Source organism: Streptomyces sp. ADI95-16 (assembly GCF_003721495.1).
Lineage (GTDB): Bacteria > Actinomycetota > Actinomycetes > Streptomycetales > Streptomycetaceae > Streptomyces > Streptomyces goshikiensis.
Genome location: NZ_CP033581.1, coordinates 3239936 through 3254806 on the forward strand (window position 1 = coordinate 3239936; position 14871 = coordinate 3254806).

Below are 14871 nucleotides of genomic sequence, written 5' to 3' on the forward strand. Positions count from 1 at the left end.
TTCACGCGACACCTACAGAACGTCACGACCGATCACACGAGATCAGGCGAGATCAGACGAGGTCCACGGGTGCTCACAGCCGTGCGGAAACGATCGCCCGCCGGCGGGCCGCCGAGACGTCATCACGGCGAAGTGCCGCGCCCCGCGCGGCGACGCCGCTGGATAGGGCCGTCCGGTGCCTCTATGATCGGCACACTTTCCTGCACGGACACTCACGAGCACTGCGGGAGCCAACGGTGAGCGGAACCTCAGAGGGAACCGGTTCGGCGGCCGACAGCATCCGATCGGCCACTACGGAGCGTCACCCCGCGGTGCCGGCGACGGCACCTCCGTCCCGGGCGGAGTCCGAACGGCGCGACTACCGGGCCGCCTTCAACGCGGCCCACCTCGCGATGGCCGTCGTCGACCGGGGCGGCTACGTCGTCGCCGCCAACGACGCCCTCGCCGCCCTGCTCGGCACCGAGCCGCAGGCGCTCGTCGAGCAGCACGCCGCCGACCTGGTGGACCTGGCGGCGGAGGCCCGGACCTGGCAGGCGTACCAGGAGGTGCTGCGCGGCCGGCAGGCCCGGCTGCGGTGCACGCGGCGGCTCAAGCACCCCGACGGGCACTCGCTGTGGACCGAGGTCACCCTCGGGCCGGTGCCCGGCACGGGCGAAGTCCTGCTGTCGGTCGCCGACATCAGCGACCGGCGCGACCTCCAGGCCCGGCTGCGGCACCTCCAGATGCACGACCCGGTCACCCGGCTGCCCAACCGGACGCTGTTCTTCGAGCGGCTCTCCGCCGCCCTGGAGCACTCCTCGTACGAGCAGGGCGGCACGGGCCGGATCGGGCTGTGCTACCTCGACCTCGACGGGTTCAAGGCCGTCAACGACACCCTGGGGCACCGGGTCGGCGACCGGCTGCTGACCGCCGTCGCGGCCCGGCTGACCCAGTGCGCCGACCAGTCCGGGTACGGGCGCACCGGCGGGCACCTGGTGGCGCGGCTCGGCGGGGACGAGTTCGCCCTGCTGGTCGAGGACTCCACCGGCACCGAGCAGCTCGCGGACCTGGCGCGGAGCGCGCTGGCCGCCGTGCAGGAGCCGTTCGACCTGGCCGGGCAGCGGCTGTCGGTGTCCGCGTCGATCGGGGTGGTGGAGCGGGCCTCGGCGGACACCTCGGCGACCGCGCTGATGCAGGCCGCGGACACCACCCTGTACTGGGCGAAGGCGGACGGGAAGGCCCGCTGGACCCTCTTCGACCCGGAGCGCAACGCGCACCGCATGACGCGCCAGGCGCTCAGCTCGACGCTGCGGCCGGCCGTGGAGCGGGGCGAGTTCGCGCTGGAGTACCAGCCGCTGGTGGACCTGGAGAGCGGCGCGGTGCGCGGCGTGGAGGCGCTGGTGCGCTGGAACCACCCGCAGTTCGGCACGCTGACGCCGAATCGGTTCATCGGGATCGCCGAGGAGGACGGGTCCATCGTCCAGCTGGGCCGCTGGGTGCTGCGGACGGCCTGCCGGCAGGCCCGGCGCTGGCAGATCGAGCAGCCCAGCGACGCCCCGGTGTTCGTCTCCGTGAACGTCGCGGTGCGCCAGGTGTGGGACTCGGACCTGGTGGGCGACGTCGCGGAGATCCTGGCCGAGACGGGGCTGGCCCCGCAGCTGTTGCAGCTGGAGCTGACCGAGTCGGCCGTGATGGGCTCGGCGGGGCGGCCGTTGCAGGCCCTCCAGGCGCTGAGCGACATGGGCGTGCGGATCGCGATCGACGACTTCGGGACCGGGTACTCGAACCTGGCCTACCTGAGCCGGCTGCCGGTCTCGGTGCTGAAGCTGGACGGCTCGTTCGTGCGCGGCTTCCGCTACGACGACGGCGCGCACCCGAATCCGGCCGACGAGACCATCGTGGAGGCGCTGGTCCAGCTCGCGCACCGGCTGGGGCTGACGGTGACGGCGGAGTGCGTGGAGACCGTCGGCCAGGCGGCCCGGCTGCGGCGGGTCGGCTGCGACACCGGCCAGGGGTGGCTGTACTCCCGCGCGGTGGCCCCGGACGTGATCGCCCGCATGATCGGCCGCCAGGCCGCGTCCGCGGCGTCCCCGGAACAGGACGGACCCGCCCCGCACCCCTTCGTCTGACCAGGGCAGGTCGGCCGCCTTCCCGGGACGCACCTCCGCCTGACGCACCTCCGCCCCGCACCCGGAACGCGGGGTGCGGGGCGGAGGACCGCTCGGCGCGGGGTGGGGGGAGATCAGCAGGCGCCGAGGTCCTTCCAGACACCCCATTCACCCGTGGTGCCCGGCGCCTCGTTCTGCGTCCACCACTGGGCCTTCCACTTGTGGCCGTTGTGGGAGACCTCCTGGCCGCCGGTGTAGACGGTGCCCGCGACGTACGCCGCGACCGAGCCGCAGCCGGTGGTCGGAGGCGTGGTGGGGGGCGTGGTGGGCGGAGTGGTCGGAGGCGTCGTGGGCGGGGTGGTGGGCGGGACCGTGGTTCCGCCGAGAGCGTCCGAGATCTGGTTCAGCAGCGTGGTGTTGTCGTCCAGGCCGAGCAGCGAGTACATCATCGCGCCGGCGAGACCGCGCTGCTTGCCGTAGTCGACGCGGGCCTGGACGGACTTCTGGTTGAGGCCGGTGAAGAACTCGCCGTCCTTGTAGAAGTACGAGGCCTTCGCCTGGTCGTCCCAGAAGGTGGTCGCCGGGTTGTCGACGATCCCGCCGAGCTCCTTGTAGTTCGCGATGCCGGCCTGCTGGCTGGTGGGCCGGGCGGCGGAGGGGCCGGTCGCCGTCTGGGCGAGGCCGTGGGTGGTTCCGGCGGGGACGCCCTTCCAGCCGCGGTAGTAGAACTCGTAGCCCAGGGTCAGCTTGCCGGCGGGGAAGCCGCCCGCGATCCCGTAGGCCGCGTTGCCGTCGATCCAGGAGTCGATGGCGTTCTTGACGCCGTACTTCTGGGTGCCCGGCGCGATCGGGTCGGTCGGGTCGGCGGCCGAGTTGTCCAGCGGGGACTGGTGGTACGTCGGCCCGTCGCCGTCCCAGGCGCCGTGCATGTCGTAGGTCATGATGTTCGCGTAGTCGAGGTACGAACCGATCTTGTCCGTCTCGATGTACTTGATCTTGTCCTGGCCGGCCGGGAGCGCCGCGGTCAGCAGGTACTTCTTTCCGCCGTTGGCCGCGCCGTAGGCGTCGAGCTGCTCGCGGAACTCCTTGAGCAGGAGCGTGAAGTTCTGCTTGTCCTCGGGGGCGTAGTGGTTGCCCAGGTGCCCGCCGGCGGAACCGGGGTACTCCCAGTCGATGTCGATGCCGTCGAAGATCCCGGCAGCCGCGCCCGCGCCGCCGAAGCCGCCCTCGACCGGCAGGTTGCCCTTGATGTACTGGTCGATGCAGGAGGACACGAGCTTCTTGCGGGAGGCGTCGGTCTTCGCCGCGTCGCTGAAGTACTTGGAGTACGTCCAGCCGCCGATCGATATGTTGATCTTCAGGTGCGGGTACTTCGCCTTCAGCTGCTTGAACTGGTTGAAGACGCCCACGATCGGCTGGTCCCACTTGTCGGCGACCCCGCTGACGCTGTCCGCCGCGCCGAAGGACTTCTGGTAGTCGGCGTACGAATCGCCCGCGCCGTCACCGGCGTTGGGGTTGTTGTCGTCGCCCGCTGCCTTGTTCGCCTCGAAACAGGTGAGGTTGGTGGGGTGGATGTTGCCGAACGAGTAGTTGATGACGTCCAGCTTGCCCGCGATGCCGCGGGTGTCGAGGTGCTTGGGATAGAAGGCGTTCCCGTACACGCTCCACTGGTCGTAGTAGGCGATCCGGACACCGCCCGAGGTCGCGGTGGTCGAGGAGCCGGCGGCCGCCGCCGTGCCGAGTCCCGCGAAGGAGGCCAGCGCTCCGGCTGCCAGCGCGACCGTGGCGGCGGCCGCGATGAGGGGTTTACGGATGTGCATGAACTGACTCCGTGGGGGTGGGAGGGGAAGCGTGAGGTCAGGTGGGAGAAGTGATAGCGATCACCCCGCGCCCGAGTCAATGGTTTGGACCAAAGAAGGACTAGACCACTCCCGCGCCAAATCCCCTCGTCAGAGACATGAGCGCACAGCAGAAACCGCCCGCCACCCCGGGTGACGAGCGGTTTAAGGGTGCCTTTAGGCACCTCCGCGCAAGGTTTCGGCAACAAACCAGCCAAACCCCGTTCGCAATCGATCAGCCGCGTCCGGCCGGGAGTTCCGTCATCCCGTACGCATCTGCGATGAGCTCGTACGAGCGCACCCGGGCGGCCCCGGCGTGCGCGCCGGCGGTGAGCATCAGCTCGTCGGCGCCCGTCAGCTTCGCCAGCTCGTCGAGCCGGCCGCAGACCTCCTCGGAGGTGCCGTGGGGGATGTGCGCGAGCCAGCCCTCGGTGAACTCCCGCTCCGCCGGGGAGAACTCGTACGCCGCCGCCTCCTCGGGCGTCGGGACCAGGCGCGGCCGGCCGGTGCGCACCAGGAGCGCCGACAGCGCGCCCGCACGGGCCTGGGCGCGGGCCTCCGCCTCGGTGTCGGCCGCGAGCGCGGCGACCCCGATCACCGCGTACGGGGCGTCCAGGGCAGCCGAGGGCCGGAAGGACTGCCGGTAGAGGTCGAGCGCGGGCAGCGTCCCGGCCGGCGAGAAGTGGTGGGCGTACGCGAAGGGCAGGCCGAGCTCGCCGGCCAGCCGGGCGCTGTACCCGGAGGAGCCGAGCAGCCACAGCGGCGGCCGCCCGGTGAGGCCCTGCGCGGGCCCGGGTATGGCGTGCACGCGGGAGTACGGGTGCCCGTCGGGGAAGTCGTCGTCGAGGAAGCGGGTGAGCTCCGAGAGCCGGCGCGGGAACTCCTCCGCGGCCTCGTCCAGGCGGCCGGGCCCGCGCAGCGCGGCGGCGGTGCGCCCGTCGGTGCCGGGTGCGCGGCCGAGCCCGAGGTCGATCCGGCCCGGGGCCAGGGCCTCCAGGGTGCCGAACTGCTCGGCGATGGCGAGCGGGGCGTGGTTGGGCAGCATGACCCCGCCCGAGCCGAGCCGGATGCGGGAGGTGTGGGCGGCGAGGTGGGCCAGGATCACGGCCGGGGAGGAGCTGGCCACCCCGGGCATGGAGTGGTGTTCCGCGACCCAGTGGCGCGTGTAGCCCCGGGACTCGGCGAGCCGGGCGATCTCGACGCTGGTGCGCAGGGCGGCGTGGGCGGTGCTGCCGGCGCCGACGGTGACGAGGTCCAGCACGGACAGCGGCACCGGAGCGCGGCCGCGGGCGGTCCCCCGGACCGGGTCGGCGTGCCCCGCCGGCCCCTCGTCGCCCGCGTCCCGACCGGCGTCCCTGGTGTCACTCATCGTCGCTCCCGTCCCTTTCGGTGTCCGTACGAAGAAGTCGAACCATGGGACAGCGCCGGGCATTCCCGGCGTATTCCGGGAATCCGGACCTGGGGAATGCCTATGGCATATGCCAGGCGAGTAGAGCCTGACGGAGGGACGTGATTGAGCCATCAAACTCCTCAACAGGCGCTCCACACGGGCCCCTTGATGGCTATCGTGGTAGGGCAAGCGGTAACAACCTGGTAGGGGGAAAACCGTGGCGCTGAAGCCCGAGCCGACCGCGCCGTTCCACTCGGTGCAGTACGCCCTTCGCGTACTCGAAACGATCGCCCGCCACACCGGCGGCGTGACCAACGCGCAGATCGCGCGCGAAACGGGACTGCCTGCGGTCCACCTCACCCCGATGCTGCTGATGCTGCGCCGCGAAGGGTACGTGCTCCAGGTCTCGGACGGCGCGTACGCCATAGGGGACTCCCTGGTGCTGCTGGGTTCGGGGATCGACCGGCAGCAGGCGCTCCAGGACAAGCTCCAGGAAACCCTGGACCGGCTGCGGGACTCCGTCGGCGCGGCGGTCTACATCAGCCGGTACGTGGACGGCGAGGTCAAGATCACGCAGTTCGCGGACAGCCCCCGCACCCCGAAGGTGCACGAGTGGGTCGACTTCCGCTCGGCGGCGCACGCCAGCGCGGTCGGCAAGTGCCTGCTGACCCAGCTCGACCAGAACGGCCGGCGCGACCACCTGTCCCGCCACAAGATCGCGCGGCTCACGTCGAAGACGATCGTGAACGAGCGGATCCTGTTCTCGAAGCTGGACGCCCAGCCGGCCACGGTCCCGGTGCTCGACCTCCAGGAGTACGCCGTGGGCACGGTCTGCGCGGCGGTGCCGATCACGGCGGGAGCCTCGGTGGGCTGCCTGGCGCTGTCGATGCCGGTCGAGCACGCGCACCGGCTGCGGGCCGCCGCCGACGCGCTGAACCGGAAGGCCGCGCCGCTGCTGCTGTCGCTCACGCTCTGAGGGCTCTGGGTGTTCTGAGGGACTCTGAAGGCCCGGACTCCCCGGAAAACACTTCGGGCGGTTCCCGGTGAACCGGAAACCGCCCGAAGGACAGGTGCGCCGCCAGGGACTCGAACCCCGGACCCGCTGATTAAGAGTCAGCTGCTCTAACCAACTGAGCTAGCGGCGCCTGCTGACAGAGAAAATACTACCCGGTCCCGAGGAGTGCTCAAAACCGGTACTCCCCGGGCCGGGCAGGGGCGCGGTCACCAGGTGGTGACCACCCTGGAGTCCCCCTCAATGCGCACGCCGACCGTGCCGGTGTCCCCGTAGACCTCGTGCCGCCACGCGCCGAACACCTCCGCGATCCGGCGGGCGTCCTCGCCCACGCCCTTGCCGACGTTCTCGGTGGTGAAGGTCACCCAGGCCTCGGCGGTCTTCGCCGTCTTGCGGACCCGGACCTCCGTGACCCCCTCGCGCGGGATCCAGTGGTCGTCATCGGTGCGGTGCGCGGCGTAGTACGTGTTGAAGTCGCGGGTCATGTCGTACCAGCCGGCCACGACGGCGCAGGGGGCCGCCGCGCTGCCGTCGGTGGGGAGGTCCGGGCCGCCGGTGTCCTCCTCGGTGGGGACGTCGGGCGTGCCGGTGTCCTCCTCGGTCGGAATGTTCGGCGCCCCGGTGTCCTCCTCGGTCGGGATGTTCGGCGCCCCGGTGTCCTCCTCGGTCGGCAGGTTCGGCGTGCCGGTGTCCTCCTCGGTCGGAATGTTCGGCGCCCCGGTGTCCTCCTCGGTCGGCAGGTTCGGGGTGCAGGTCGGCGAGGCCGGGGCCGCGCCGGACGGGGCCGCCGACTGGCCGGCCACCGAGGTGCCGCAGGCCGCCAGAAGTAAGCAGCACAGGCCCGTCGCGGCCACCCGTGCGGTCGTGGAAAGGGTCACGGAAACAGTTGTCATGCTCATCCCCCCGTTTCTCCGTGAAGAGGGGCACCGGGCCCCGGGGGTTCCCGTCAGCGCTCCAGAAGGTCGGCCCGGCCCTGCGCCTCGTACGCCGCGAGGAGGTCCGCCAGCGCCTCCGGGTCCAGCGGGCGGTAGCCGGCGGCCCCCGGCGGGGACCACCAGACCGGGTCCGGGGCGGCACGGAAACCGGCCTTGCGCAGGCCGACCCGGTGGACCTTGTTCGTGGCCGTGGTCGGCATCGCGCCGACGATCCGGACGTAGCGCGGGGACATCTTCGTCCCGAGGTCCGGCTGCGCGGCGAGGAACGCGGCGAAGGCCTCCGGGTCGAACACGGCGCCCTCCCGGAGGGCGAGCGCGGCCATCACCTGGTCGCCCGCCACCTCGTCCGGCACCGCGTACACGGCGACCGCCGCCGCATCGGACCAGCGGGCCAGGATGTTCTCGATCACCGCCGCGGCCAGGTTCTCGCTGTCGACCCGGAGCCGGTCGTCGGTGCGGCCCGCGAAGTAGAGGAACCCGGCGGGGTCGCGGAAGAAGAGGTCCCCCGTCCAGTACCAGCCGTCGCGGGTACGGGCGGCCTCCGCGTCGGGGTTGCGCCAGTAGCCCTCGAAGAGGCTGCGGCCCCGGTTGACCAGCTCCCCGATGGCCTCGTCCCCGTTGGCCAGGCGGCCCCGGTCGTCGAGGACGGCCGGCGGGCACTCCGCGCCCGTGCCGGGGTCGATCACCGCCAGGTCGTCCCCGCTGCCCGCCCGGCCCAGGGCGCCGGGCGGGGTGTCCGGCGTACGCACGACCGAGGCGCCGCCCTCGGTGGCCCCGTACCCCTCCACCAGCCGGACCCCGAACCGCTCGGCGAAGCGGGCCGCGTCCACCGCACCGGCCTCGGTGCCGAAGCCGAGGCGCAGGGTGTGCTCGCGGTCGTCGGGGCGGGGCTCGGTGGCCAGGAGGTACTGGACGGCCCGGCCGACGTAGGTGAAGTACGTAGCCCCGTACGCCCGTACGTCGTCCAGGAAGGCGGTGGCCGAGAAACGGCGGCGCAGTGCCACCGGGGCGCCGGCGACCAGGGCCGGGAGCCAGTCGGCGATGACGGCGTTGCCGTGGAAGAGCGGCATGCAGATGTAGTGGACGTCCTCCGGGGTGACCGCGAACTGGCGGGCCAGGGAGTCCCCCGCGGCGGCGAGCCGGCCCTGGGTGCAGATGGCGGCCTTGGGGGCGCCGGTGGAGCCGGAGGTGAAGTAGAGGAGCAGCCGGGAGCCCGGGCCCGGGGTGGCGATGGTCGCCTCGCCGGGCTTGGCGGCCGCGTACGGGGCGAGGAGGGCCTCGTACTCCTCGGTGCCGGTCACGAGGATCCGTACGCCGGGCAGGTCGAGGCCGCGCAGCAGCGGCAGGTGGGCGCGCTCGGTGACCAGGATCCGGCAGTCGGTGTGCAGGATGTCGCGGGCCAGCTCGGGGCCGCGCCGGGTCGGGTTGATCCCGGCGACGGCGGCCCCGGCGAGGGCCGCCGCGCCGAGCCAGAACGGGAACTCCGGGGTGTTGTCGAGCAGCACCCCGAGATGCGGCTCGGCCCCCGGCGGCAGGAGGTCGACGAGCAGCGCGGCGCGCGCGGCCGCTTCCTGGGCGGTCCGGTGCCGGCTGAGGACGGTGTGCTCGCCCTTCAGACCGGGCCGGTGGTCGCCCCATTGGCGCGCGATGAGCTCCGCGACGGTTTCGGGTGTCGTCCGCATGCCGCCGGAGGGTAATTGACGTTGCGTCAGAACTGAACGTCGGAGCAGGAGTAGAAGGCCATCGGGGTGTCGTTGACGGTCCAGACGGCGAGGATCATGTGCCGGCCGGTCTTCCCGCCGGGCATGACGCCCTGGTGGACGGTCGTCATGGCGGGGCGGGCGCCGTTGTAGGCGACCGTCAGGAAGGGCTGCGGGTCGAGGGAGGCGCGGGTGAGCGGCCGGGTGGGGTCCCAGCCGTTCTTCGTGACGTAGTACTTGAAGTCGGTGGTGGAGTGGTTGGCGGTGAACTGCCAGCGGAAGCCGTAGCTCTGCCCGCTGGTCACCTTGGTGGTGGGCCAGGTGCCGCCGCGCGGGTCGTCGAGCTGCGCGAACTCGCCGTGCCCGCCGGAACAAATGGCGCCGTCGGCGGGGCCGGCGGCGGGGAAGCCCTTGAAGCCCTCGACGCTCTGCGGCTCCCACTGGATGGGGCCGCAGTCGGAGACGGTCTTGTTGGCGCAGAGCTTCTGGCGGCTGATGGGGGTGTCGGTGTAGCCGTGGCTGCTGGCGCTGGGGGCGCCGAGGAGGCCGACGCCGGCGACGATGCAGGCGCCGAGCGCGAGGGCGCCGGCTCGCCGGCGGAATCTGGGCATGCGGACGGTACGCATGGTGCTCCTTGGACGTGGGGGGAGTGCGAGGGGCGCGCGCAGGGGGATGGGTGCCAGGTCTAGACCAAGTACCACAGTATTGACGGGAGTTGGCCGTGTCTAGACCAATGCGAGAACGGGTGGTCCGGTCGGTCCCGGCCACCCGTTCGTTCGCTCGCCGCGCTCCCGCGCTCCCGCTCGTCGGCGCCCTACTCGGGGCGGCCCGTGTAGAAGGCGACGGTGAGGTCCTTCACCAGGGCCTTGCGCTCGTAGTCGTCCAGCTCCACGAGCCCGCGCGAGGTCAGCCGGTGCACGGTGTCGTCCACCGCGTCCACGACCGAGGTCAGCACGGCGTCCCGGTGCTTGGCGTCGATCGCCGCGACCCGGCGGCGGCGCATCGCCTCCGCGACCTCGGGCGCGTACTCGATGCGGGTCGGCTGCGCCGAGTACACCTCGATCCCCACCGCCTCCGTCTCGGCGGCCAGCATCCTGGTCAGCGCGTCGCCGACGGCCTCGGCGTCGCGCAGGGTCGGGGCGTCCTCGTGGAAGGCGTCGGCCGGGAGCCGGGACAGGACCCGGGCCATGGCCGATTCCACCTGCTCGGCGAGGTACTCGATGTGGTCCTCGACGGCGAGCGTGGCCCGGGCGGTGTCCTTCACCTGCCAGACGACCTGCACGACGGCCCGCAGGGCGAGGCCGCCGGCGTCCACGGCCGGCATGGGGTCGCTGCGCCAGTGGCGCAGCCGGACGTCGACGCGGCGGCGCAGCAGGAGGGGGCTGACCCAGGTGAGCCCGGTACGGCGGACCGTGCCGCGGTAGCGGCCGAACAGGGTGAGCACCCAGGCGTGACCGGCCCTGGCGCGGCCGAGACCGCCGAGGGCGACCAGCGCGACGACGCCGAGGAAGGCGAGCGGGGGCCAGTGCGTGACGCGGAGCCCCTGGTAGGCGCGGGGCGTCGCCCCGAAGGCCGCGACGACGACGGCCGGGACGACACCGGCCCGCCAGAGCACGGCCGCGCAGCCGGTGAGGGCGAGGGCGCCGACGAGCACGGCCACCCAGCCGGGCAGGACGGGCCCGCGGTGCTCCCGGAGCCGGTCGTCCCCGCGGGGGACGCGGCGGCCGGCGCCGGCACGCGGGCGCGCCGGCGCGGCGGGCCGGGGGGCCACGGGCGGCCGCGGCTGCGGCTGCGCCCGGAACGGGAGGCGTACGGGCACCTCCGCGACCCCGCTCCCACGGCCGGACCGGAGCCGGCTCCCGTCCCGGCCGTCCGCCACCTCCGGGTCCCTGATCCCCCGGGCCACGGCCCGCGCGACCAGGTCGACGACCCCGGGCCGGGGCGCGTCGACCCGGGCGGCCGGTACGTCACCCCGACCCGCCTCGTCCCCGTCCCGCGTATGCGGCACGCCCACCGCCGCCACCGCCCGCCCCTCCCCGACGACCGACGCCTCCCCCGACCCCTCGACCTCGACCCCGGTGGCCGACCCCTCCGACACCCCGACCTCGGCCCCGGAGGCGAAAGCCCCGGCCCGAACCTCCGCCGCAGGAGCCGGGACAGCGGCCCGGCCGCCCGGCACAGCGGCCTCGGCCCACCGCTGAGAATCGGCCTCGGCCCGGACATCAGCCCGGTCGTCCGGCACGCCAACCTCGGCCCACCGGCTGGACCCGTCCTCGGCCCGAACCTCCGACAGGCCGGCTTCCGCCCCGGGGGCCGGGACAGCGGCCCGGCCGTCCGGTACAGCAGCCTCGACCCACCGCTCGGAATCGACCTCGGCCCGAACCTCCGACACGCCGAGCTCCACCCCGGGGGCCGGGACAGCGGTCCGGCCGTCCGGTACAGCAGCCTCGGCCCACCGCTCGGAATCGACCTCGGCCCGAACCTCCGACACGCCGAGCTCCACCCCGGGGGCCGGGACAGCGGCCCGGCCGTCCGGTACGCCATCCTCGGCCCGGCTGGACCCGTCCTCGGCCCGGACATCCGACAGGCCGACTTCCGCCCCGGGAACCGGGACACCAGCCCGGCCGTTCGGCACGACCGCCTCGGCCCACCGCTCGGAATCGACCTCGGCCCGAACCTCCGACACGGGGGCCGGGGCCTCAGCCCGGCCGTCCGGTAGAGCGGTCTCGGCCTGGACATCCGCCACGGGGGCCGGGGCAGCGGGCTCCGGCCAATGGCAGGGACCGACCTCGCCCAGGGGCTCCGGGCCGCCCACCGGGGCCAACTGCCCTGGGTGGGAAGCCGGGGGGGCTTCCTCAGCCCACCGGCCGTGGCCGGGCTCGGCCTCCGGCCCGCCGACGGCGGCCAGCTGCCCCGGGCGGGACGCCTGGGCCTCCGCCGCAGGCCGTACGCCGACTACCTCCGCCCCGCGTCCGTGGCCGGGCTCCGCAACCGGCTCGGGGTGCTCACCCCGTGCCTCCGGCACGTCGGCCTCGGTCCGGGCGTCCGGCCGTCGGCCGGAACCGGACTCGGCTGCGGGCTCCCAGCGGCCGTGGCCGGGCTCGGCCTCCGCCACCGGGTGCTCGCCCCGGACTTCCGAACCGCCCACCGCGTCCGGCTGCGCCCCGGCCGCACCCCATCCGGCCGAGCCGTGCTCGGCCTCCGGTCCGCCGACGGCGGCCAGTCGCGCCGGGCGGGGCGCGGCAGTCTCAGTCCACGAGCCGGTACCCGATTCGGGCGCGACCGTCGGAGCGGGGACCTCGCCCCGGACTTCCGCCGGCTGCGCCGGGTGGGGCGCCGGGGTGTTGGCCGTAGGCCACATCGTGCCGACCTCCGCCCAGTGCCCCGGCTGGGAGGCCGGGGCCTGCCCCGCAGGAGTCCACGAGCCGGCGGGGCCGGGCTCGGCCGCCTCGACGGGGTCCGGGTGCTCGCTCCGCACCTCCGGCCCGCCAACGGCGGCCAGCCGCGCGGCATCGGCCACGGGGGCCGGCTCCGCCGCGCGCGACGGAGCGGCGGCCTCGGTCCACGGGCCCGGGCCCGACTCGGGCGCCGCCGCAGGGGCGGGGATCTCACCCCGGGCTCCCGGCGCGGACACCGGGGCCGGGTGAGCGCCACGGGCCTCCGCCGCGGGCAGCGGAACAGCGGCCTCGGTCCACGGGTCGGGCGCCGCCGCCGGAGGCCGGGCCTCGACCCGGGCGTCCCGCGCGGCGGACTCCGCCCAGCGGCCGGGGGCGGCCTCGGCTACGGAAGCCGGGTACCCGGGGCTGCCCTCCGCCGCGCGCGGCGGGGCGGGGTCGGGGTCGGCCCCGGTCTCCAGGGCCGGGTGGCCGCCCCGGGTCTCAGCCCACGGGGCAGGGACCTCGCGCCGGGTTTCCGGCGCGGCGGACCACGCCGGGACGCCGGCGCCCGCCACCGGCGACAGCGCGGCGGAGTCGGGCTCGGGCGCGGGCCCGGGCACCGGCGCCGCGGGCAGGGCATCGGCGGCCGCCGATACCGCCGCAGGTGACAGCGCGGCGGAGTCGGGCTCGGGCTCGGGCGCGGGCGCGGGGACCGCGTCGACCCAGCGTCCGGGGCGGGGGGCCGGCGACGGCTGGGGCGATGGCGGGAGGGTGCCCACCTCCTGCCAGCGGCCCGGGCGGGAGACGCGTGGGGGGACGGCGAAGGTTCCCGTCGCGAACGTGGTGCGGGTGGGGTACATGGTTGCCTCCGTCATGCGAACAGCCGGCGCCAGGTTTCCGGGCCCGGATAGCCGTCGGCCTCGGCGCCGCGCCAGCCCTGCGCGCGCTGGAACGCCTCGACGGCACGGCGGTCGGCCTCGCTCCAGCGCGAACCCGGGCCGGACGTGTAGTACTTGCCGAAGCCCTTCTGCGCCAGCCGGCGGCCGAGGGCGGTGATGGCCGCGTGGGACGTGCCCGGGCGGAAGACCGCCGCGCCCGGGTAGGCCCGTACCCCGCCCGGCCCGGCCGCGCCGCCGGCCGTCGGGCGGATGTCGCTGCCCGTCTTCTCCACCAGCAGCTGCCAGGTGTGCGCGCCCGGGATCCCGTCCGCGTCGGCGCCCGTCCAGCCCTGCGCCTGCTGGAACGCCTGCGTGGCCAGCTTGTCCGCGTCGCTCCACTTGGCGTGCGCGCCCTTGGGGTAGAAGCGGAGCCCGCCCCGGTCGATCAGCATCTCGCCGAGCTGCTTGACGTACTCGTTGTTCGCGCCCGGCCCGAACTTCGCGACGCCCGGGAACACCGTCGAGGTGCCCGGCTTCGCGCCCCCGGCCGGGTCGTCGGGAACGATGCCTCCCGTGACCCCGTTGAACCGGTACGGCAGGTACTTCGTCGCGTTGGTCCAGTACCCGTACGGCGTAGCCAGCTTGCGGGTGTTCGGCCGGGTCTGCTCGTAGGCGATGTAGTGCGTCTGCGTCTCGTCGGCCCAGCCGCCGAAGATGACGACGTGCGAGCCGTTGGTGGGGTCCGAGGGGTTGTGGAACAGCAGCATGTCCCCCGGCAGCAGCTCGGCCTTGGTGATCTTCGTGGCGAACGTGTCGAGGCTGCCGGTCCACTCGTTCGAACCGAGGTTCCAGGCCATCGAGACGTAGCCCGAGCAGTCCTGCCGGTAGCCGTCCGTCCAGTACTCGGACATGCTGTACGGGACCTCCGCGTCCAGCCACAGCTTCGCCCGGTTGATGATCGTCGCCCGGTCGATCCGCTTCACGGCGGGCGCCCCGGGTGCCCCGGGCACACCGCCCGGCTTGCCCTTCGGCCCGTGCAGCGGAGCACGGCCGCCCTGCGGGGTGCCGGGGGCGTCGTGCTCGACCGGGCCGGGAGCCGGGACCGGGCCGGCCGTCGCGAGCGCGACGCCGCCCCCGCTGAGGACCACTCCGGCGGCGGTGGCGAGCACCAGCGCCCGGCGGGCACCGCGCGCGGCCGGGTGGCCGCCGTCCCGGAGCGGTATGGCCCGCGCGCGGGCGAGGGTGCGACGGCGCTGCGCACACCCCGGGCACACGCAGTCGCCGGCGGGCTCGTACTCCTGGAAGACCGGCACAGGCATGGGCATCGGCGTCTGCACATGCGTCGGAGGCTGCATCGTCATGCGGTTCCGTCCACTCCCCTGCTCGTCCATTGATCGGCCTGCACGAATCTGGCGGGGCATCAGATTGCGCTCAGCCAGACATATCGTGCACGATAATCCCCTTAAACATGGGTTAATCGGACAAGGTGGGCGTGGCTGGTCACGAGCACCTCCACGGGTGGGGTAGAGTTTTCCCTGTCACCAAGCGCCGCTAGCTCAGTTGGTTAGAGCAGCTGACTCTTAATCAGCGGGTCCGGGGTTCGAGTCCCTGGCGGCGCACAGACGGAAGAAGCCCCTCGCAGCGAAAGCTGCGA

Annotated in this window: 8 protein-coding genes, 2 tRNA genes and 1 pseudogene; 3 read left to right on the plus strand and 8 right to left on the minus strand. The window is 73.8% G+C overall.

What is annotated here, in order from left to right; all coding sequences use genetic code 11:
- The first annotated feature begins 236 nt into the window (after positions 1-236).
- Positions 237-2108 (plus strand): bifunctional diguanylate cyclase/phosphodiesterase, encoded by a 1872-nt coding sequence (locus EES41_RS14175; RefSeq protein ID WP_254211438.1) that lies wholly within the window; start codon positions 237-239, stop codon positions 2106-2108.
- Positions 2109-2221: 113 nt separating this feature from the next.
- Here the strand turns inward: EES41_RS14175 and EES41_RS14180 are convergent, their stop codons facing one another.
- Together EES41_RS14180 and EES41_RS14185 are read right to left on the minus strand one after the other, a co-directional pair.
- On the minus strand, positions 2222-3907 hold the full coding sequence (locus tag EES41_RS14180) for a glycosyl hydrolase family 18 protein (RefSeq protein ID WP_123078538.1): 1686 nt from the start codon (positions 3905-3907) through the stop codon (positions 2222-2224).
- 253 nt (positions 3908-4160) lie between these two features.
- Positions 4161-5294: an LLM class flavin-dependent oxidoreductase gene (locus tag EES41_RS14185; RefSeq protein WP_123078540.1), complete on the minus strand. Its 1134-nt coding sequence runs from the start codon at positions 5292-5294 to the stop codon at positions 4161-4163.
- Positions 5295-5532: 238 nt separating this feature from the next.
- On the opposite strand from EES41_RS14185, the gene EES41_RS14190 reads away from it, so the two are divergent.
- Positions 5533-6291, plus strand: a complete 759-nt coding sequence (locus EES41_RS14190; protein ID WP_008743995.1) for an IclR family transcriptional regulator — start codon at positions 5533-5535, stop codon at positions 6289-6291.
- Between the two features lie 95 nt (positions 6292-6386).
- Here the strand turns inward: EES41_RS14190 and EES41_RS14195 are convergent.
- The 6 genes and pseudogenes from EES41_RS14195 to EES41_RS14220 form a co-directional block, all read right to left on the minus strand.
- A tRNA-Lys gene (locus EES41_RS14195) sits at positions 6387-6460 on the minus strand.
- Between the two features lie 76 nt (positions 6461-6536).
- A complete protein-coding gene (locus EES41_RS14200) occupies positions 6537-7205 on the minus strand; it encodes a hypothetical protein (protein WP_123078542.1) in 669 nt (222 codons plus the stop codon).
- 68 nt (positions 7206-7273) lie between these two features.
- Positions 7274-8944 carry an AMP-binding protein gene (locus EES41_RS14205; RefSeq protein ID WP_123078544.1) on the minus strand — a complete coding sequence of 557 codons (1671 nt, stop codon included), beginning with the start codon at positions 8942-8944 and terminating at the stop codon, positions 7274-7276.
- Positions 8945-8970: 26 nt separating this feature from the next.
- Complete coding sequence (locus EES41_RS14210) at positions 8971-9573, minus strand: lytic polysaccharide monooxygenase (RefSeq protein ID WP_123082449.1); 603 nt, start codon at positions 9571-9573, stop codon at positions 8971-8973.
- Positions 9574-9776: 203 nt separating this feature from the next.
- Positions 9777-10667, minus strand: a pseudogene (locus tag EES41_RS14215) (SPFH domain-containing protein); the annotation flags it as partial.
- A 2543-nt stretch (positions 10668-13210) separates the two neighbouring features.
- Positions 13211-14536, minus strand: coding sequence for a peptidoglycan-binding protein (locus tag EES41_RS14220; protein ID WP_123082451.1), 1326 nt, complete (start codon positions 14534-14536; stop codon positions 13211-13213).
- Between the two features lie 226 nt (positions 14537-14762).
- On the opposite strand from EES41_RS14220, the gene EES41_RS14225 reads away from it, so the two are divergent.
- Positions 14763-14836 (plus strand) — tRNA-Lys (locus tag EES41_RS14225).
- Positions 14837-14871: the final 35 nt, after the last annotated feature.

Coding starts and splice junctions, on each gene's coding strand:
- EES41_RS14180 (WP_123078538.1), bottom strand. CDS start 3,907: ATGCACATCCGTAAACCCCTCATCGCGGCCGCCGCCACGGTCGCGCTG.
- EES41_RS14185 (WP_123078540.1), bottom strand. CDS start 5,294: ATGAGTGACACCAGGGACGCCGGTCGGGACGCGGGCGACGAGGGGCCG.
- EES41_RS14205 (WP_123078544.1), bottom strand. CDS start 8,944: ATGCGGACGACACCCGAAACCGTCGCGGAGCTCATCGCGCGCCAATGG.
- EES41_RS14210 (WP_123082449.1), bottom strand. CDS start 9,573: ATGCCCAGATTCCGCCGGCGAGCCGGCGCCCTCGCGCTCGGCGCCTGC.
- EES41_RS14220 (WP_123082451.1), bottom strand. CDS start 14,536: ATGCCTGTGCCGGTCTTCCAGGAGTACGAGCCCGCCGGCGACTGCGTG.